This is a genomic window from Pseudoalteromonas sp. NS-SX12, from assembly GCF_057367955.1.
The window spans coordinates 187493-206421 of the sequence record NZ_CM170634.1; the positions used below are offsets into that span (position 1 = coordinate 187493).

Consider the following 18929-nt stretch of genomic DNA (forward strand, 5'->3'; position numbering starts at 1 on the left):
CCCTCTCCTACGGCAGTGTTTTTAAAATGTCAGCAAATACGCCTGCCGCAGTAACTTCTGCGCCAGCGCCATAACCACGAATGACAAATGGTTTTGGCTGATAGTATTGGCTTAAGATTGCCAATGCATTTTCACCATCGCGTACACTGTTAAGCGCATCTTCTTTGCTTACTGCTTGAATGCCTACTTTACATTTACCATCTTCGATTGAACCAACATAACGCAGTACTTTGCCATCCGCTTTTGCTGATTCAACACGCGCTGTAAATTCAGCATCAAGTTCAGGTAGTCGTGCCATAAACTCATCAACACTTGCACCTTCAGCAAATTCTGGTGATACCACAGGTTCAACGTCAATATCATCAAGCTCAAGCTGTAGTCCAGATTCACGGGCAATAATAAGTAACTTACGCGCTACATCCATACCGGATAAATCATCTCGCGGATCAGGCTCTGTAAAACCATTGTCTTTTGCTTGTTTAGTTGCTGCGCTTAAACTTAAGCCATCCTCTACTACACCAAACATATACGACAGTGAACCACTTAAAATACCGTTGAAGCTAAGTAATTTATCGCCTGCGCCAAACAGCAGCTGCAAGTTATCAAGCACAGGTAAGCCAGCACCTACGTTTGTTTCGTATAAGAATTTACGGCCTGTTTTTTGTGTGGCAGAAACCAGCGATTGGTAATATGCCTGCGAGCTCGTATTTGCTTTTTTATTAGCCGCTACCACATGGAAGCCTGCATTAATAAAGTCTAAATACTGCTCTGCTAAGAACTGTGATGATGAACAATCAACCAATACTGGGTTAATTAAATGGTTTTCTTTAACAAATTGCTCAACCGCTTTTAAATCAAAGCTCTGCTGTGAGTCTGCTAGTTGCATTTGCCAGTTTTCAAAATCTACGCCGTCACTATCAAGTAGCATTTGACGCGAGTTTGCAACGCCATACAAATTTAGTTTGATATTACGTTTTTGCAGCCATTCTTGCTGGCGTTGTAGCTGGCTAACCAGCTCTTTACCAACCAAACCACAGCCGAGTAAAAATACATCGATAGAAGGCACATGAGTAAAGAAGTTTTCATGACATACTTTCACTGCATCATTACAAGATTGACCATCAATTACCGCTGAAATCGCGCTTTCTGTCGAGTCTTGCGCAATCGCAACAATGTTAACTTGTGCTTGCGCAAGTGATGCAAAGAACTTAGCAGCAAGGCCTTTATGGGCTTTCATGTTATCGCCAACTAAAGTCACAATTGCTAAATTTTGTTCGATTTGGAATGGTTCTATCAGGCCTGCTTGCGCTTCTAACGCGAATGCTTGCTCAAGTGCGTTTGTGGCTTTAGCTAAATCAGCTTGATAAACACAAAAACTAATGCTGAATTCGCATGATGACTGTGTAATTAACACAATTGAGATTTCATCTTGGGCTAATGCGCTAAATACGCGCGATGCCATGCCCACTTTACCTTTCATGCCAGGGCCAGACACCGTGATCATGGCAAGATCTTGTAAACTCGAAAGGGCTTTTACAGGCTCACCGTTAGAGCTTGACTGTGCACTGATAAGCGAACCTGGTACATCAGGATCATGAGTATTTTTAATCTCACACGGCACGCCATATTTTGCACACGGTAGAATTGTTTTAGGGTGAAGTACTTTAGCGCCAAAGTAAGAAAGCTCCATGGCTTCTTTGTAGCTTAAGCTATCAATTTTCATGGCTGATTTGATATAACGCGGGTCGGCGCTGTAAACACCATCTACATCTGTCCAAATTTGGCAGATTTTAGCATCAACACAGGCTGCGGCGATCGCTGCAGAGTAATCAGAACCATTACGACCAAGGGTTGTTAACTCACCTTGCTCGCTTGCGGCAGTAAAGCCCGGCATAATATAAACCTTGCTTGGCTGCTCTGCTAATTGCTTTGCAAATTGCTGTTTTGATTGTGTTAAATCAACTTCTGCATCTAAATAGTTGTTGTTTGACGCAATGCACTTAGTGGCTTCTAGGTAAACAGGTGATAATTCATTTAACAACGCTTGCATCAGCGAGACACTAACGCGCTCACCAAAGCTTATAACGTAGGCTTTTACTTGTGCTGGGCAATGCCCTATTAACGCAACCCCATCGAGTTTTTGTTTTAGCTCATCAAAATTAGGCCAATTAGTTACAACTGCAACGTCTGACACCTGCGCTTTAAGGCCTTCACTACGCGTAACGAGTGCTTGCCATGCTGCTGAATAATCTTGCCCTTTTTCAGCTAGTTCAGATAATTCAACAAGACTGTCAGTCATACCGCCAGGTGCAGATAACACTAACAACATCTGATCTTCAAGTTGACCTTTGGCAAGTTCAGCTACCTGCTTTAAACAGGCAAAGTCAGCAAGAGACGAGCCTCCGAATTTTAATACCTTCATTCTTTTTCCCCATTCCAAAAACGAAAAAGGCCTGTGCTCGTAGTGAGCACAGGCCTTTAAATTTTGCGTACAGACCTATGCCACTATCCAGTTAGGATAATGGTTGTAATAATGGTGGTGTGTACTAAATTAATTTGTTTCATGGCCTTTAGACTGCCGAATCGTCAAAGATATGTCAACTATAAAAAAAGATAATTTATTCCATTTAGCACTATAATAAATCAACGAATGCCAAATTTATGCAAAAGTGACGAAAACGCTTCATCTTTAAATGGTTTTTCAATAAATCCTAGTACGCCAAACTCAGCCACTCGCTGTTTCATTTCAGGTTGAATATCGGCAGAAATAATAATGGTATGTAAGTGAATTTTTTCGGCTTTTAAATTAGCTAACACGCCCAGACCGTCCATAACTGGCATAGTCAAATCTAGGCACAACAAACCGAACTCTTGCTGGCGCAATAAGTCGAGTGCCTCTTGCCCGTTCTGGGCTTGGCTAACAACAAAGTCATTGTGATTTTTGAAATAACGCGCTACTTGCTTTCGCGCAATTAACGAGTCATCACACACAAGTACGGGAAATGTACTAGACAAAATAAAACCAATAAAAACCGTAACAATATAGCCATAATATGAGTAAACGCGGTAATTGCAAGATTTATGCGTGCTAGTTACGTTATGGCGTGATTAGATCAAATTATTTAACAAAAATGTCAGTAGAGCTGGTTAAAATGAACTAAGCTTTTATTTATTCGATTTATTTAACCACTTTCGTATTTATTTTTAGGTCAAAATTAGCTAACTTTAATGGCGAACATGATAAAATTACAATAATGAGGTTCTGGTTAATTCAATGTTAAGCAAAAGTCTTTCTAAACGCTTGTTAACCAGCGTACTCTCAGTATATTTTGTACTTACGTTTATCGTAACTTGCGGTCAAGTAATCGCTGAATACCATAATTCAAAAGATCACATTCAAAACGAACTTTCCACCTTACAAAAAACCTTTTCCGGCAGCTTAACGCGCGCCATTTGGGAGCTAAATACGCAGCAAACCCGCACTATTGCCGAGGGTTTACTTGCAATCCCCTCTATCGAAGGGGTAATTGTTCGCGATGATAACGGTGAAATTATTTCACAAATAGGTCAATCAATTGATATTGTTGAACGCTACGAGTCGCAACTTGTACAAGAAGCAGTGCTTGTTCAACATACCAGTTCAGGCTTATTTGGTTACACCTTTCCGCTAGTATTTGAATTTTCAGGTCGCGCGACACAAGTAGGTGACGTAACACTATTCTCAAGCCGCGAAGTGGTGTTTAGCCGCATTATGGTATCGCTGTACTTTTTAGTAGGTAATGCCTTAATCAAAACTACTTTCCTAATTATTTTATTCTTAATGGCATTCAGACGTCTGCTTACCGAGCCATTAACAGACTTAACCCAGCAAATTGAAGAATTGGAGCTCGATAACCTTGAAGGTGCGCGCGTAAGCATAGAAACCACTGAGCACAACGAACTAAAAATTATGGAGCATTCGTTCAATAAGCTGATTGATAAAGTGGTAAGTTATAAAGACCAACTCGAATCAACACAACGACAGCTTGTAAAAACAAACGAAAAGCTCGACCAACAAAACTTACTTCTAGAGCAAGAGGTTGCACGAAAAACATCGAATTTAAGCCAGGCAATGATGGATTTACAGCAACAGAAATACGAACTTGAAAAACAAAAGTTAGTACTTACAGAAGAAGTCGATCGCCGCAAAACCACGGAAGGCGAATTACTCGTTAAGCAGGACGAACTTACTAAATATGTAGATGAATTAAATATGGCCCAGGAGCGCTTAGTTGGCTCTGAAAAAATGGCGGCATTGGGTGGTTTAGTTGCAGGTATTACCCACGACATTAATACGCCCGTTGGTATTGGCGTAACCGCCACATCGTTTTTACAAGAGCGCTTGGCACAAGTAGAAGCGGCATACGCAGAGAAAACCCTCTCACCAAAAGCGCTTGAAGAATTTATTGCCGACGCAAAACAAAGTACCGCCCTATTAACAACTAACTTAGAGCGCGCATCTGAGCTTGTTGCTAGCTTTAAGCAAATTGCGGTAGACCAAGCCAGTGAAGCGGTGCGTCAAATTAACTTAAAAGAATACCTTAACGAGATTATTCGCTCGCTTCACCCGAAACTTAAAAAGACAATGCATAAAATTAATATTCATTGTCCGGAAGATTTATTACTCAATTTGCCTGCTGGCGCAATTAGCCAAATTTTTACCAACCTGATTATGAATTCACTAATTCATGGTTTTGAAGGCATAAATGCAGGTACCATCGATATTAATATTCAAGAGCAAGATGGCGAAGTTGCCATTACCTTTAAAGATAACGGCCGTGGTGTTGAAGCTGAGCAGCTAGAAAATTTATTTGACCCATTCTACACAACACGTCGCGAGCAAGGCGGCAGCGGCCTTGGCACGCACATTACTTTTAACTTAGTTAAACAAACCCTGGCTGGCGATATCACAGCAACCAGCGAACCAGGCAAAGGCTTATGCTACAAAATCACCTTCCCTAAGGATATGCCAAGTCCAGACTCCTACCCGTTGGTGGATTAATTGCTCAATTGATAAAGAAGCGCTGAAAGGCGCTTTTTTATTGTTTGTAACCCTGATACGCTTAGCAAAATTTATAACGAAATTGGTTTTGCCAATACAATTTCAAGGATCCTTTCATGTGGTTTAGTAACCTAATTTGCTATCGCTTCAAACAAGAAGTTGATTACAACCAAGACGAATTTGAAAAAGCACTCGAGCAAGATAAATTTCGCCCATGTGGCAGCCAAGATTTAAGCACCTTTGGCTGGACCAAAGCACTTGGTAAACATGGCCAAATGCTGTCGCACTTTAGTAAAAAAAGCATTCTGCTTTGCGCTAAACGCGAAGAAAAAGTACTACCGCCAGCAGTGATCAATGACCTTCTGGCAGAGAAAGTAGAACAAATCGAAAACAGCGAAAACCGCCCTGTTAAGAAAAAAGAGAAAGACGAGTTAAAAGAAAACTTAGTGCATTCTTTACTGCCTCAGGCGTTTAAAAAATCAAGCTTACAGTTTGCCTTTATCGACTTAGAAAAAGGCTGGATGGTGGTTAACAGTGCAAGTTTCAATAAAGCAGAAGAGTTACTTGCACTACTTCGTAAATCACTTGGTTCACTGCCTGTAGTACCTGCTTTCGTAAACTATGATTTAGGTTTATTTTTAACAAATTGGTTAGCGAAAGACGAAGCTCCAGAGCAATTTACCATTGGTCTTGATGCAGAGCTTGTTGAACCAGAAGAAAACGGCGCTAAGGTAGTACTTAAACAGCATGACCTTGCCTCTGACGAAGTAAAGAATCACTTAGATAACGGTAAAGTGGTTACAAAGTTAGCGCTAGATTGGATGGAGCGCATTCGCTTTGTACTGCAAGAAGATGGCTCAATTAAACGTGTAAACTACGCAGAGCTGTTAAAAGAAGAAAACGCTGATATTCCAAAAGAAGATATGGCAGTTAAGCTAGATGCTGACTTTATGCTTTCAAGCGATGAAATTAAGCAAATGTTAGAAGCCCTGATCACTGCACTAGGCGAACCGGAAGATACAATTTAAGGTTTCCTTTGTAGCCGACGCTAAATATTCAAAAAGCCGCAAATGCGGCTTTTTGAATATAAGTTGTAAAATACTAATGTGTTATTTTAGATTAACCACTACCCGTTTAATTTCACCACTAAATTTAAACGGCACGGAATAACTTTTAATCACAGGCATGCCAGCGTCTCGGCCGACCTCTAAACCCTCTGTCATAGAAAATCGTGTAGGTACGGTTTCATCAATTCGACCTTTCGCAATTTCATTGCCATTTAAGCTAATAGTAGCTATACCACCTTTGCCTAACCCACCACCATCATATTTAAAGTCCATAACTAATGTATGCTCTCCAGCGGGAACTCTCTCTTTAGCCGCAACAACGTACTTATGTTTTGGGTAATGTGAACGGGAATATGCAAAAGTGGGCACGCCATCAAGTAACATGAGTCCGTAACCACCAAACCAACCTCCTTGTGTCATGATCATACCTTCTGCATTACCTTCGTTGACATTTATCTCAGCAGTAATAGAGAAAGACCTATTTTTAACATTAACAGCGGCGCCCTCTGGAATACGCTGAGTACTGTCATAATAAATAAATTCTGTTCGACCTCGGTTTGGTTCAGGCCTCGATGCAGGATCAGCGCGCTCAACATAGCGATCATCTAACGGAAACACTTTATTTTTTTCAGCTTCAGTTAGGAAAATCGCTCTTAGTTCCTTTAGCTTTTCTGGGTGCTCATTCGCAACATTTTTAGACTGACTGAAGTCTTCTTTTAGATTATAAAGTTCCCATTCATAGTCATTGAATGGATCAGGGCTGCTTTCGCCACGTCCCTGCCAAGGCAAGCGTTTTGGTGTGGTATTGGCGATCCATCCATCATGATAAATCCCTTGGTTTCCGATAATTTCAAAGTACTGGGTCGTATGTGTTTCTTTCGCATCAGGGTTGTTAAATGTATAAAGTAAGCTCTTGCCATCCATTGGAACTTGCTTAAAACCATTTATAGTTTCTGGCGCAGGAAGATTAGCCGCTTCCAAAATTGTGGGTACTATATCTGTAACATGCGTAAATTGATTTCGAATCGCACCAGGGTCTTTAATACGCCCTTTCCACATCAATGCCATACCAGTTCGCGTGCCACCTAAATGAGATGCGATTTTTTTATCCCATTGAAAAGGCGTATTCATCGCGTGGGCCCAACTATGAGAGTAATGGTTTTCAAACCACATCCCCCCAAAAAGATCTATGTTCTCAACCATGTAGTCAAGTTGGTCAACGACATTATTGCCCATAGTGCCCACTTCACTTGTCATACCTAAACCAGTAGGGTCCTCTGCGCTCGCACCATTGTCTCCCATAATATAAACAACAAGTGTATTGTCTAACTCGCCCATGGATTCAATTGCATCTAATACACGCCCAACTTGATGATCTGCATGCGATAGCGCTGCTGCATACGCTTCCATTTGCCTTGCTGCAACTCGTTTTTCTTTATCGGATAAACTCTCCCATTTATTGTAATCATCTGGTGTTTTATTCAAAACCGCATTTTCAGGAATGATGCCGAGCTTTTTTTGATTTTCATAAGTCATTTGACGCTGCTTATCCCAGCCATGGTCAAACTTACCTTTAAACTTATCTAACCACTCTTGTGGCGCATGGTGAGGAGCATGCGCGGTTCCAGGCGTATAGTAGGCAAAAAACGGTTTGTTAGGCCATACCGATTTTTGCGTTCTGATCCACCCGATAGCGCGATCAGACATATCTTTGTCTAAATGATAATCTTCTTTTCCAAGATACGGCTCTATCGGCACAGTATTTTCATATATTGGCGGTCTAAATTGATGGGCATCACCACCTAGAAAACCAAAGAAATATTCGAAGCCAAGCCCTGTCGGCCAAAGATTGAAAGGACCAGCTCTAGATGTTTGCCAATCCGGCACATTATGGTTTTTACCAAACCAAGACGTTCCATAGCCGTTACTTGTTAAGATTTCCCCAATAGTGCCTACACTGCGAGAGACTAAGCTATGGTAGCCGGGATACGGAGTTGAAAACTCCATAATAATTCCTGTCGACGCGACATGATGGTTGCGTCCAGTAATCAACGAAGCACGCGTTGGCGAGCAGACTGCTGTTGTATGAAATGAATTGTAACGTAATCCTTGGTTAGCTATTTTATCTAATGTTGGTGTAGGTACGGGTCCACCAAATGCAGAACTTGCACCAAAACCTACATCATCCATCATTACCAAGAGTACGTTTGGCGCTCCCTCTGGCGCTGATATTTCTTTAGGCCAATCAATCGCACCACTTTTCGCTAATGAAGAAGAAAGTTCTTCAACTTGTTGATAGGGTTCAATCGGTAGGTGTCGACGGTCTGGCCATGTAGATACTTCTTTGACCTCTTTATTAGTGCTGTTCGTAACCTGTGTTGATTCGTCTTTCGGACCACACGCCACTAAGATAAAACACGCTAGAATACCTGCAATAACTTCAAGTGACTTTTGCAATTTGGCATGCAACATTAGAACTTTCCTTCTCTAAAATTCCATAAAATTCATGACTTTTAATTAAAAAACACTAGTTCATGATCGTTACACAATAACATAACGAACAAAAATCATTCAATATTTATATTGGGAAAAGGCGAGTACAAAAATACAATTTAATTAAAGCTATAACTAAATCAGAAAAGTTTGTGTTACGAAACTATACATTGCGTAACTGCACTCTCTTGTTCATTTTTGTTACACGACAAAAATGAACAAGAGCGCATCATGGATGATGCGAGATAAAAATCAGGGATGAGTGCTGCTTTGCATAAGACGACTAAGCTCCTAATGCCCATTACCAGTTGAAACCCAGCCACAAAAAAAGCCGCTGATGCGGCTTTTTCTCTTTGGCTGTAATTAGCAATTACGCCATTAAGTTTTGTAGCTTTTTCATAGCTGATTTTTCTAACTGGCGAACACGCTCTGCTGATACTTGGTATTTAGCAGCTAGGTCTTGCAGCGTTTCTTTCTCTTCTGCTAACCAACGTGCGCGGATAATATCTTGTGAGCGGTCATCTAACGTATTTAACGCTGAGAATAAACGTTGGTTAGAGTTATCTTGCCACTGCTCTTCTTCAACTGTTTCAGCTAAGTCTGACGATTGGTCTGTTAAGTACTGAACTGGTGAAAACTGTGATTGTGTTGCGCCGTCGTCTTCGTCAGCATTTAGGTCAAAGCCCATATCTTGGCTGCTCATACGTGATTCCATTTCACGTACGTCTTTTTCAGATACACCTAATTCGTTAGCAACCGTTTGTACTTCTTCGTGATTAAACCAGCCTAAACGCTTTTTGTTTTTACGAAGGTTAAAGAACAACTTACGCTGCGCTTTAGTCGTTGCTACTTTTACGATGCGCCAGTTTTTCAGCACATATTCATGAATTTCTGCTTTAATCCAGTGAACAGCAAACGATACTAAGCGTACACCTACAGTTGGGTCAAAACGTTTTACAGCCTTCATTAGGCCAACGTTACCTTCTTGGATAAGATCTGCCTGCGGTAAACCATAACCCGAGTAACTTTTCGCGATATGCGCTACAAATCTAAGGTGTGACATAATTAACGCACGTGCTGCATTAAGGTCGCCACTGTCCTGTAGCTTCTCTGCCAATGCCTTTTCCTCATCCGCACTTAGCATAGGAATAGTGCTTACAGCTTGTAGATAGCTTTCAATGCTACCTGCGTTTTGCGGCATACTAAGTGTTAGGGCATTCATCTCTTTTGTCATATTTCACCTCAGGTGGAGTAACAAACTTTCTCAATTTTAGCACTCTCTTAACTAGAGTGCTAATCTGAATTTACAGGTTTTGAGCAAGAATTCAAGTTAAAGTTCCGTGAAACTTGTAAGAAAAAACTAATGACCTGAAATATCGACAATTTTAAATGTAGTTTTATTGTAAAACGTAATATTGGCATTACACTTCGTTTGGCTCAATGGCGTCGATATAGCGCTTAACAGATAAAAACGAACCAAATAAACCCAAACAAACAGCAAGCCCTAGCAGCACAAGAAATTCACTAAAGTTGAGTCCCTGTAAGTTAAAGTTAGCGTTATAAACGCCCACAACTTGGGTAACGGCATTATCAAGCCAAAGCAACATCATCAATACCGCTAGAAAAGCAATAAAACCGCCTACTATGCCATACCAAATGCCGGTCCACAAAAACGGCGCTTGAATAAAATGGTTGGTTGCACCAACGAGCTTCATTAGCTGTATTTCTTGTTTCTTATCCATAATAGACAAGCGAATAGTATTACCTACAATCAACACCACTGAAGTTAATAGCAAAAATGCAATTGTAAGCACGCTTTCACGCAATAAACTAAGTAGTGCATTAAGTCTTTCTAACCACTCAATATCGAGTTTGCCAAAATCAACATCTCGCTCTCGCTCGAGTTTATCGAGCAATTCGCGTGCCGCTTCTGGTTTGGTAAATTGGCTATTCGGTGTGACTAAAACAACACTGGGTAGTGGATTTTCGTCGAGGTAATTAAGCGCTTCACCAAAACCCGACGCCACTTTAAACTCTTCTAATGCATCTTGCTTTGAAATAAAACGCACATCTTTTACTTCGTTATAAAGAGACAGGCGCTTAATCAATGCGCTCGATTCTTTGTCAGAGATATCCTGTTTTAAGAACAATGAAATTTCAGCTGCATTGTCAAAACCGCTACTTACCTTTTGCACATTCTTAACTACCACATACAAGGTTGTAGGCAGGGTTAAACTAAGCCCGAGCACTGCAATGGTCATCAGTGATGCAACTGGCGTTCGCCACAATTCACCTAGGCTGTGTACACCTTGGCGAATGGTATTCATAAAGGCAAAGTACAGCCCCATAAAATAAGAGTGTTGAACCTGTTCACCCTGACTTTTGCGGCCTTTAAACAATAAACTCATTATGCACCTCCCATAAGTGGATCGGTGACTAAATTGCCTGCCTTTAAGGTTAAGCTGCGGTACTTCATACGCGCTATTAAGCCTAAATCGTGGGTAGCAAGAAGCACAGTTGTGCCATGTTGATTGAATTCTTCAAACAGTTTTAAAATTTCAACTGACAACTCAGGATCTAAGTTACCGGTAGGTTCATCGGCAAGTAAAATAGGCGGTGAATTAACAATTGCCCGCGCAATACCAACGCGTTGTTGTTCACCACCCGATAGGGTTTCTGGTGCACAGCGTGCTTTATTTAACAGCCCTACTTTATCGAGGGCTGCATGCACTCGTTTTTCGATATCACGGCGATGACTGCCAGCAATAACCAGTGGCAACGCCACATTATCGAATACCGAGTAACGGTCGAGCAATCGGTGGTTTTGAAAAATAACGCCAATATCGCGCCTAACATAAGGCACTTGCTTTGCCGTTACTTTATTTAGTAGCACACCATTTATATATACCTCACCAGCAGATGGACGTTCCATCAAGCTGATCAGTTTAAGCAAGGTGCTTTTCCCAGCCCCACTGTGGCCAGTCAAGAAAGCGAGTTCACCGGGTTGTAAGTGAAAACTTACTTTCTCAATTGCTTTATGGCCACCTGGGTATGTTTTACTTACCTGTTGAAATTTTATCATTATTATAATTATGTCGTTGAATTACTCTTCGCTAAACAGAGCCTCGATAAAGTCTGTGCTATTAAAGGTACGTAAATCATCAATACCTTCACCCACACCTATGTAGCGAATTGGAATGTTAAATTGGTCAGCCACCGCAAAAATAACCCCACCTTTGGCTGTACCGTCTAATTTCGTTAAGCTGATCCCTGTCAGGCCTACAGCTTGATCAAATAGTTTTACTTGGCTAATTGCGTTTTGACCAGTACCTGCATCGATAGTTAGCATCACTTCATGTGGCGCATTCACATCAAGCTTTTTCATCACACGTGCAATTTTTTCTAGCTCTTGCATTAAGTGATCTTTGTTTTGTAAACGACCCGCAGTATCGGCAATTAATACATCCACGTTACGAGCCTTCGCTGCTTGCAATGCATCAAACACAACAGATGCACTATCTGCGCCGGTGTGTTGCGCAATAACAGGAATATCGTTACGTTCGCCCCAAACTTGTAACTGCTCTACCGCAGCTGCACGGAATGTGTCGCCCGCAGCTAACATAACCGACTTACCTTCAGCTTGGAATTGCTTAGCTAGCTTACCAATGGTTGTTGTTTTACCTACGCCGTTTACACCCACCATTAAGATAACAAATGGGCCATCGCTGTTTTCAATCACAAGCGGTTTGTCTGCACTTGCTAACATTGACGACATTTCTTCTTTTAATAAACCGTATAGTGCATCACCATCTTTTAGCTGTTTACGATCGGCTGCGTCCGTTAAACTATCAATTAGCTTGAGCGTTGTATCAACACCTACATCAGCTGTAAGCAGTTGTGTCTCGAGCTCTTCAAATAGCTCATCATCGATTTTTTTACCGCTAAAAATATTGGCAAAACCTGCACCGATGTTTTGCTTTGTTTTAAGTAAGCCTTTTTTTAAGCGACCAAAGAAGCCAAGTTTAGGTTCTTTACTTTTTTCAGCTTGCTGTTTAGCTTGCTCTTCAGCTTCTAAACGAGCAGCCTCTTCTGCTTGGCGCTTTTCTTCCGCCTCAGCAGCTATTCGTGCAGCTTCTTCGGCTTGGCGCTTTTCTTCTGCTTCAGCAGCTATTCGTGCCGCTTCTTCTGCTTGACGTTTTTCTTCCGCCTCAGCAGCTATTCGTGCAGCTTCTTCTGCTTGGCGTTTTTCTTCCGCCTCAGCAGCTATTCGTGCAGCCTCTTCTGCTTGACGTTTTTCTTCCGCCTCAGCAGCTATTCGTGCAGCTTCTTCGGCTTGGCGTTTTTCTTCCGCTTCAGCTGCTAAACGTGCTTCTTCGGCTTGACGTTTTGCTTCTGCTTCAGCAGCTAAACGCGCAGCTTCTTCGGCTTGGCGCTTTTCTTCCGCCTCAGCAGCTATTCGTGCAGCCTCTTCTGCTTGGCGTTTTTCTTCCGCTTCAGCAGCTAAACGCGCGGCCTCTTCTGCTTGGCGTTTTGCTTCCGCTTCAGCTGCTAAACGAGCAGCCTCTTCTGCTTGGCGCTTTTCTTCCGCCTCAGCAGCTATTCGTGCAGCCTCTTCTGCTTGGCGTTTTGCTTCCGCTTCAGCAACTAAACGTGCAGCTTCTTCGGCTTGGCGTTTTTCTTCCGCCTCAGCTGCTAAACGCACCGCTTGCTCAGCCTGGCGTTTTTCTTCTGCCTCAGCTTCTAAACGTTCCGCTTGCTCAGCCTGACGTTTTTCTTCCGCTTCAGCTGCTAAACGTGCCGCTTGCTCGGCTTGGCGTTTTTCTTCCGCCTCAGCAGCTATTCGTGCTGCTTCTTCAGCTTGGCGCTTTTCTTCCGCTTCAGCTGCTAAACGCGCAGCTTCTTCGGCTTGGCGCTTTTCTTCTGCTTCAGCAGCTAAACGTTCCGCTTGCTCAGCCTGACGTTTTTCTTCCGCTTCAGCAGCTAAACGTGCTGCTTCTTCCGCTTGGCGTTTTTCTTCAGCCTCAGCTTCTAAACGTGCCTTTTCTTCCGCTTCTAATCGCGCTTGTTCTTCTGCCGCTAGGCGTGCTTCTTCTTGCTGCTGTTGCTCGTCTTTTTTGCCGAAACCAAGCCAAGATAAAAATTTATTTTTTGCCATTTAAGTTAAATACCAATCACAAAATTCTGATAAACTACAATTCCCAATATGGTATCACTTTCACCGGTGAATGAAAAAAATCATATTGGTTTTTTAGTCTAATTCTGTAAGTAAATTTGTAATGCGATCACACAAGCAAAAAAACAAGCCAACAAACAATTCTGGTCAAATTAGAATTATTGGCGGCAAGTTCCGTTCGAGAAAGTTAAAAGTGCATGATGTTGAAGGCTTAAGACCTACAACAGATAGGGTGAAGGAAACCGTATTTAACTGGTTGATGCTATACACCAGCAATGCCAATGTGTTAGATTGTTTTGCAGGTTCAGGTGGTTTAGGGTTCGAAGCTCTGTCTCGCTACGCCGAAAAAGTAACGTTTATTGAACTGGATGCAACAGCACATCGACAGATCGCTGAAAATATCAATGCACTTAAAGCAGAAAATACCACATTAAAACATGGGAACAGTTTAGAGGTTCTGCCCAAACTAGCTGATAAATTCGACTTAGTATTTATTGATCCCCCCTTTCGCAAAAATTTAGCAGAAAAAACCTGTCACTTATTAGCTGACAATAATTTGCTAAATAACGACGCGGTTGTGTATTTGGAAGTCGAAAAAGAATTAGTAAACTTGAATTTCCCAGACGGCTGGCAAATTTTAAAGGAAAAGAATTTTGGCCAGGTTACGAGCTACTTGTTAGCGACCAAGTAGCCCATAAAAGCGTTAAATTTCAATACCGATATTGCTTTGACCATCAGCAATTGCTAATTGTTTTAACGCTTTCACTGCATCTTTATCGATACGTTCAAATGACTCAACTTTATCAATCAACTCTGCCAGCACTTCCATTTCGTATGCCATTAGAGGGTGAGCACGAAGCGCTGCGTTATCGGCTATTTCACCTTCAGATGTTAATTGGTATTCGATAAACTTCGCCACACTTGCTTGCGATATTTTGCACACATCAACAAAGTTAGCTTCTTCTTTTTGCTGCATACCATTAATTAAGGTAATTAACGCAGTACACGTATCAATTGCAGGGTATACGCCAAACATATCAAAGTCGTTGAGATCAGGCGTATTTTGTTCAACCTTTTCGTTTAATTTTTCTAAGCTAATTTTAGCTTTTGGCAATAATAGTTTTTCCCACAATGAGTTAAGAGCATTACGCAACTCTGTGCCATTACCAAACTCTAACGCTTCACTAAATAACAAATAATTGGGCAGCATTCGTTCAATCATTGCCGCTGCTAATGATGCCTGCTGTACATAGTTAAGTTCGCGAATACGCTGAAAGTTATTAGGTTTTTTCATTATTGTTCAGTCTAAAATTTAATTAGGCGAATTGTAGCAAGATTCGGCTTAAAACACATAAAAAAGGCGTGCTAATTAGCACGCCTTTTTTCTATTCTAACTATTATTCTTGGTTAAGCTGTTTCTGCGCGTATTCAAACTTAAGCTTAAATTCGGTTACTTTTGCTTCAAGCTCTTCCACACGGTCCGTTAAACCAATGTTTTCGCTACGTATTGACTCATAAGCACCACGTGCTTGTTGCGTATCTTTTTCAATACGGCTTAGCAAGCTTGAGTTACGACCTTGTTCACGGTTAAGCGCAGTGTCTTGCGCTTCTAACTGACGGCGTAACTGCGAAATCAAATCTTGGTCATCTTGCTTCGCGTTTTCAAGCAGTGTGAGTTTTTCCATTAACTCTTGGTTTTTAGATGTTTCTTCAGAAAGAGCATCTGCTTGCGCTTTCACTTTTTCTTTAAGCGCGCTTGCTTCTTGGTTCAAGTCTTTCTTCAAATCGTTGAAGCGACCTTCACTTTCTTGACTGATTTGCGTTAACTTCTCAGACAGTTCGCTAACTTGCTCTTTGTGCTGTTCAATATCAGATGAAAGCAGTTTGTTTTGCTCTTCAAGTTTACCAACAACCTCTGATTGCTCTTTCACTTGGCTTTCAAGTTCTGCTTTATCTTTCTCGTATTGTTGCAGTGATTTTTCTTTGTCTTCTAACATCGAGCGCAATGTTTCACTGTCTTTATTCGCTTCTTGCGACAGTGATTGGTGCTTCTCATGTACTGAGTCTAGCTCGCCGCTTACGTCATCAAGCTGCTGCTTTAATTTCTCGATAACTTCGTCTTTACTGGTTGATTCTTGCTTTAACAGCTCAATTTCATCAGTAAATACTTTTTTCACTTCAACCAGCTTTTGATCTTGGCTTTGATGCTCTGTTCTGCGCTCTTCAATCAACTGTTTAAGCTTGTTCGACTGCGCTTCGTTCTGTTCTTTTTGTTTGTGAAGCTGCGACTCTGCAAGTTCAAGACTTTCTGTAAGCTCGGCAATTTTGCCACTTAGTTCGCCTTGTTGCTGCTCTGATTGAGAGCTTAATTCGTCACTTACTTTTTCAAGCTCAGCTTCTTTCGCTGCAATCGCCTCTTCTAGCGATTCATTATCCAGCTCTAATTGATTTGCTTTCTTTTTAAATTCGGCAAGTTGCGCTTCAAGCTGCTGAATGTGCTCATCTTCATCATTTTGATGTTGAACCATTGCCGCTTGATGACCTTTTTCTAGCGCCTGTTGACTCGCGCTCAGTAAAAGAGTTTGCAATATCGGCGCGATATTCGTCGTAAAGGTTTGACTTAATTCAGAAATATACGGATGTTCGAACTCAATTGCGTCAGCAACCTGTTGCTCGATACTTTCTTGACTTGCATTCACTTTTTCTGCTGCAAGATTAAACACATCACTAGGCGATAAACTGTTTAAAGCACTCAGCACTTCATTTAACTGCTTGCTCTTATTTTCACCCATGTATCCCCCTTTGAGCTTTTTATTATTATTGCTCTAATGTAATCCAATTTACGTATAAAGTTTCTTTGTTATCATTCGTTGTTATGAATAATAAAAATCAAAGATAAGTGTAGACAATAAAATCTGGCACTGCTTACTATAGCGATGAGATTTAATCGTGTTATTTTTGCGCTTTAGTCTAGCCTACAATATAGTCGGATGGAATAACCTAGTTGTAAAATAAAGAAAATAAGTATTTATTACTAAAAAAGAAATTATTAAAACGGTATGACAATTGAACTAAACTTAACCACCCCAGCGCTGCTTTTTCCAGCAATATCATTGCTTTTACTAGCATATACCAACCGTTTTTTGGTACTTGCACAGCTTATTAGGCAACTAAATTCACGTGAAAATGGCAATGAAATTCGCGCTATGGTGAAGGCGCAAATTTCCAACCTTCGCGACCGCCTAAATTTGATTCGCCGCATGCAGTTTTTTGGTGTGCTTTCCTTTTTGCTTTGCACCGCAGCTATGTTCGCAGTATTTCTCACACAAAACTTGCTGGGTACAGGCTTATTTGGTTTAAGTTTAGCGTGCTTGCTGTACTCATTAGTGTTGTCACTTTACGAAATTCATATCTCTTGTCAGGCTATCGAAATCGAACTCAATAATATCGAAAGTAAACCCGTTATTGATAATGACGACAGCGCCACATAACAGCCCTAGCCTTACAGCGCGACGTAATATTTGTGACATTTAATATTTCACTACTCTAGTTTTTTGCTTCTATACTTTTAAACAAGGTTCATAAATTAGAGCAGCGACTGTGACGGACTTTCTATTTGCCGACGAGCAAATTGATGACATTGCAAAAGCGTCAAACGACGAGAGTTGGAATATTTTGGTAGTTGATGATGAAGAAGATATTCATCAGGTCACCAAGCTAGTTCTAAACGGCTTTACGTTTGAAGATAAGCGGCTGATTTTTCACCATGCATACACTGCCGCTGAGGCAATGCAAATGCTTAAAGGGTTGCCCGAGGTTGCCGTAGCATTAGTGGATGTAGTGATGGAAACCAGCCACGCTGGTTTGGATCTCATTCGTTATATTCGCGAAGACGCCGATAATCACGATATTCGCCTGATTTTACGTACCGGACAACCAGGAGAAGCCCCTGAAGAGTCAGTGATTCGTGATTACGATATTAACGATTACAAAAATAAAACCGAACTGACTGCAATAAAACTCAAAACATTGTTGTACTCTGCCCTTCGCTCTTATCGCGATATTTGCATTATTGAGCAGCATAAATTGGGACTTGAAAACATTATTAATGCTTCTGCTAAATTCTTAGAGTGTGAAACGGTTAACGAATTTGCATCTTCGATCCTAGAGCATGTTTCAGGTGTAATTGGCCACAGCAATAAAGAGATTTACTGTGCCGCAGCAATCAACTCGCAGACCGATAATGCAACAGATTTTAAACTACTAGCTTGCTCTGGTGCTGATAACACAAAACAAGACGTACCAAGCGAAATTGGCAATTTATTTGAGCAAGCACACAATACGAAGTCATCGTTTAAAACACCGCAGGAATATGTTGGCTATTTCCCAACAAAAGGCGGCTTAGAGACTATGCTGTACGTCAGTAAATCGTCAGACTTAAACGCTTCAGACCATCAACTATTAGAGTTTTTTGCTCATAACATTGCCCTTGCATACGACAACTTACGGTTGCGTGAGCTCATTAGAGAATCACAAAAAGAGCTCTCTTATATTCTTGGGGAAGCCGTTGAAAAACGCAGTAAAGAGACGGGCAGCCACGTAAAACGTGTGGCCCATTATAGTTATTTGCTTGCAATTAAATATGGGTTAACCCCGTATCAGGCGGAAATTATCAAGCTTGCTTCACCGCTACACGATATTGGTAAAATCTCCATCCCAGATCATATTCTCAATAAACCCGGAAAGCATGACGCGCAAGAATGGGAAATCATGCAATCACACGCTGAGATTGGCTATGACATACTTAAAAACTCAACTAATGAAATTTTAAAACAAGGCGCGACGATTGCGTACGAACATCATGAACGCTGGGACGGCAAGGGTTATCCGCAGCAACTTGCAGGTGAAGATATTGATATATCAGGGCGTATTACCGCACTTGCAGATGTGTTTGATGCACTTGGCAGCGAGCGCTGCTACAAACCCGCTTGGCCGCTCGATAAAATACTTACACTGTTAAAAGATGAAAAAGGTAAGCAGTTTGATCCCAAACTAATTGAGATTTTTATTGATAACCTCGATGAATTTTTAGCAATAAGAGATCAATTCCCCGACTGAGAAAAACAGTTAGCCGTTTTATTTACTTTTTCGTTCT

The 18929-nt window shown here is 41.3% G+C and carries 14 protein-coding genes; 5 read left to right on the forward strand and 9 right to left on the reverse strand.

Annotated features, from left to right (window positions below; all coding sequences use genetic code 11):
* Positions 1–7 precede the first annotated feature (7 nt).
* Together thrA and AC2IOM_RS00945 are read right to left on the reverse strand one after the other, a co-directional pair.
* On the reverse strand, positions 8–2422 hold the full coding sequence (thrA, locus tag AC2IOM_RS00940; RefSeq protein WP_486358846.1) for a bifunctional aspartate kinase/homoserine dehydrogenase I: 2415 nt from the start codon (positions 2420–2422) through the stop codon (positions 8–10).
* Positions 2423–2643: 221 nt separating this feature from the next.
* Positions 2644–3015, reverse strand: coding sequence for a response regulator (locus tag AC2IOM_RS00945; protein WP_040641222.1), 372 nt, complete (start codon positions 3013–3015; stop codon positions 2644–2646).
* A 259-nt stretch (positions 3016–3274) separates the two neighbouring features.
* Here AC2IOM_RS00945 and AC2IOM_RS00950 point away from each other — a divergent pair, with 259 nt between their 5' ends.
* Positions 3275–5041: an ATP-binding protein gene (locus AC2IOM_RS00950; protein ID WP_054978612.1), complete on the forward strand. Its 1767-nt coding sequence runs from the start codon at positions 3275–3277 to the stop codon at positions 5039–5041.
* A gap of 116 nt (positions 5042–5157) precedes the next feature.
* Positions 5158–6069, forward strand: coding sequence for a recombination-associated protein RdgC (rdgC, locus tag AC2IOM_RS00955; RefSeq protein ID WP_010560814.1), 912 nt, complete (start codon positions 5158–5160; stop codon positions 6067–6069).
* 81 nt (positions 6070–6150) lie between these two features.
* Here the strand turns inward: rdgC and AC2IOM_RS00960 are convergent, their stop codons facing one another.
* The 5 genes from AC2IOM_RS00960 to ftsY form a co-directional block, all read right to left on the reverse strand.
* Positions 6151–8580, reverse strand: coding sequence for an arylsulfatase (locus AC2IOM_RS00960; RefSeq protein WP_486358847.1), 2430 nt, complete (start codon positions 8578–8580; stop codon positions 6151–6153).
* Between the two features lie 391 nt (positions 8581–8971).
* Positions 8972–9835, reverse strand: coding sequence for an RNA polymerase sigma factor RpoH (gene rpoH, locus AC2IOM_RS00965; protein ID WP_010560833.1), 864 nt, complete (start codon positions 9833–9835; stop codon positions 8972–8974).
* Positions 9836–10022: 187 nt separating this feature from the next.
* Positions 10023–11009 (reverse strand): permease-like cell division protein FtsX, encoded by a 987-nt coding sequence (ftsX, locus tag AC2IOM_RS00970; protein ID WP_010560834.1) that lies wholly within the window; start codon positions 11007–11009, stop codon positions 10023–10025.
* Positions 11009–11683: a cell division ATP-binding protein FtsE gene (ftsE, locus tag AC2IOM_RS00975; protein WP_486358848.1), complete on the reverse strand. Its 675-nt coding sequence runs from the start codon at positions 11681–11683 to the stop codon at positions 11009–11011. Before ftsE ends, ftsX begins: the two co-directional genes overlap by 1 nt.
* 21 nt (positions 11684–11704) lie before the next feature.
* Complete coding sequence (gene ftsY / locus AC2IOM_RS00980; protein ID WP_486358849.1) at positions 11705–13756, reverse strand: signal recognition particle-docking protein FtsY; 2052 nt, start codon at positions 13754–13756, stop codon at positions 11705–11707.
* A 121-nt stretch (positions 13757–13877) separates the two neighbouring features.
* On the opposite strand from ftsY, the gene rsmD reads away from it, so the two are divergent.
* Positions 13878–14465, forward strand: a complete 588-nt coding sequence (gene rsmD, locus AC2IOM_RS00985; RefSeq protein WP_486358850.1) for a 16S rRNA (guanine(966)-N(2))-methyltransferase RsmD — start codon at positions 13878–13880, stop codon at positions 14463–14465.
* 12 nt (positions 14466–14477) lie between these two features.
* Here rsmD and AC2IOM_RS00990 read toward each other — a convergent pair whose 3' ends face one another.
* Both AC2IOM_RS00990 and AC2IOM_RS00995 read right to left on the reverse strand, forming a co-directional pair.
* On the reverse strand, positions 14478–15068 hold the full coding sequence (locus AC2IOM_RS00990; RefSeq protein WP_010560838.1) for a YjaG family protein: 591 nt from the start codon (positions 15066–15068) through the stop codon (positions 14478–14480).
* Positions 15069–15171: 103 nt separating this feature from the next.
* Complete coding sequence (locus AC2IOM_RS00995; protein WP_486358851.1) at positions 15172–16566, reverse strand: hypothetical protein; 1395 nt, start codon at positions 16564–16566, stop codon at positions 15172–15174.
* A gap of 267 nt (positions 16567–16833) precedes the next feature.
* Between AC2IOM_RS00995 and AC2IOM_RS01000 the strand changes: the two genes are divergently transcribed.
* The gene (locus AC2IOM_RS01000) at positions 16834–17265 is read left to right on the forward strand and encodes a DUF2721 domain-containing protein (protein WP_138634940.1); all 432 of its coding nucleotides are present in this window, start codon (positions 16834–16836) and stop codon (positions 17263–17265) included.
* A 109-nt stretch (positions 17266–17374) separates the two neighbouring features.
* A complete protein-coding gene (locus AC2IOM_RS01005; protein WP_105170832.1) occupies positions 17375–18892 on the forward strand; it encodes a DUF3369 domain-containing protein in 1518 nt (505 codons plus the stop codon).
* Positions 18893–18929: the final 37 nt, after the last annotated feature.

Coding starts and splice junctions, on each gene's coding strand:
- thrA (WP_486358846.1), bottom strand. CDS start 2,422: ATGAAGGTATTAAAATTCGGAGGCTCGTCTCTTGCTGACTTTGCCTGT.
- AC2IOM_RS00950 (WP_054978612.1), top strand. CDS start 3,275: ATGTTAAGCAAAAGTCTTTCTAAACGCTTGTTAACCAGCGTACTCTCA.
- rdgC (WP_010560814.1), top strand. CDS start 5,158: ATGTGGTTTAGTAACCTAATTTGCTATCGCTTCAAACAAGAAGTTGAT.
- AC2IOM_RS00960 (WP_486358847.1), bottom strand. CDS start 8,580: ATGTTGCATGCCAAATTGCAAAAGTCACTTGAAGTTATTGCAGGTATT.
- rpoH (WP_010560833.1), bottom strand. CDS start 9,835: ATGACAAAAGAGATGAATGCCCTAACACTTAGTATGCCGCAAAACGCA.
- ftsX (WP_010560834.1), bottom strand. CDS start 11,009: ATGAGTTTATTGTTTAAAGGCCGCAAAAGTCAGGGTGAACAGGTTCAA.
- ftsE (WP_486358848.1), bottom strand. CDS start 11,683: ATGATAAAATTTCAACAGGTAAGTAAAACATACCCAGGTGGCCATAAA.
- ftsY (WP_486358849.1), bottom strand. CDS start 13,756: ATGGCAAAAAATAAATTTTTATCTTGGCTTGGTTTCGGCAAAAAAGAC.
- rsmD (WP_486358850.1), top strand. CDS start 13,878: ATGCGATCACACAAGCAAAAAAACAAGCCAACAAACAATTCTGGTCAA.
- AC2IOM_RS00990 (WP_010560838.1), bottom strand. CDS start 15,068: ATGAAAAAACCTAATAACTTTCAGCGTATTCGCGAACTTAACTATGTA.
- AC2IOM_RS00995 (WP_486358851.1), bottom strand. CDS start 16,566: ATGGGTGAAAATAAGAGCAAGCAGTTAAATGAAGTGCTGAGTGCTTTA.
- AC2IOM_RS01000 (WP_138634940.1), top strand. CDS start 16,834: ATGACAATTGAACTAAACTTAACCACCCCAGCGCTGCTTTTTCCAGCA.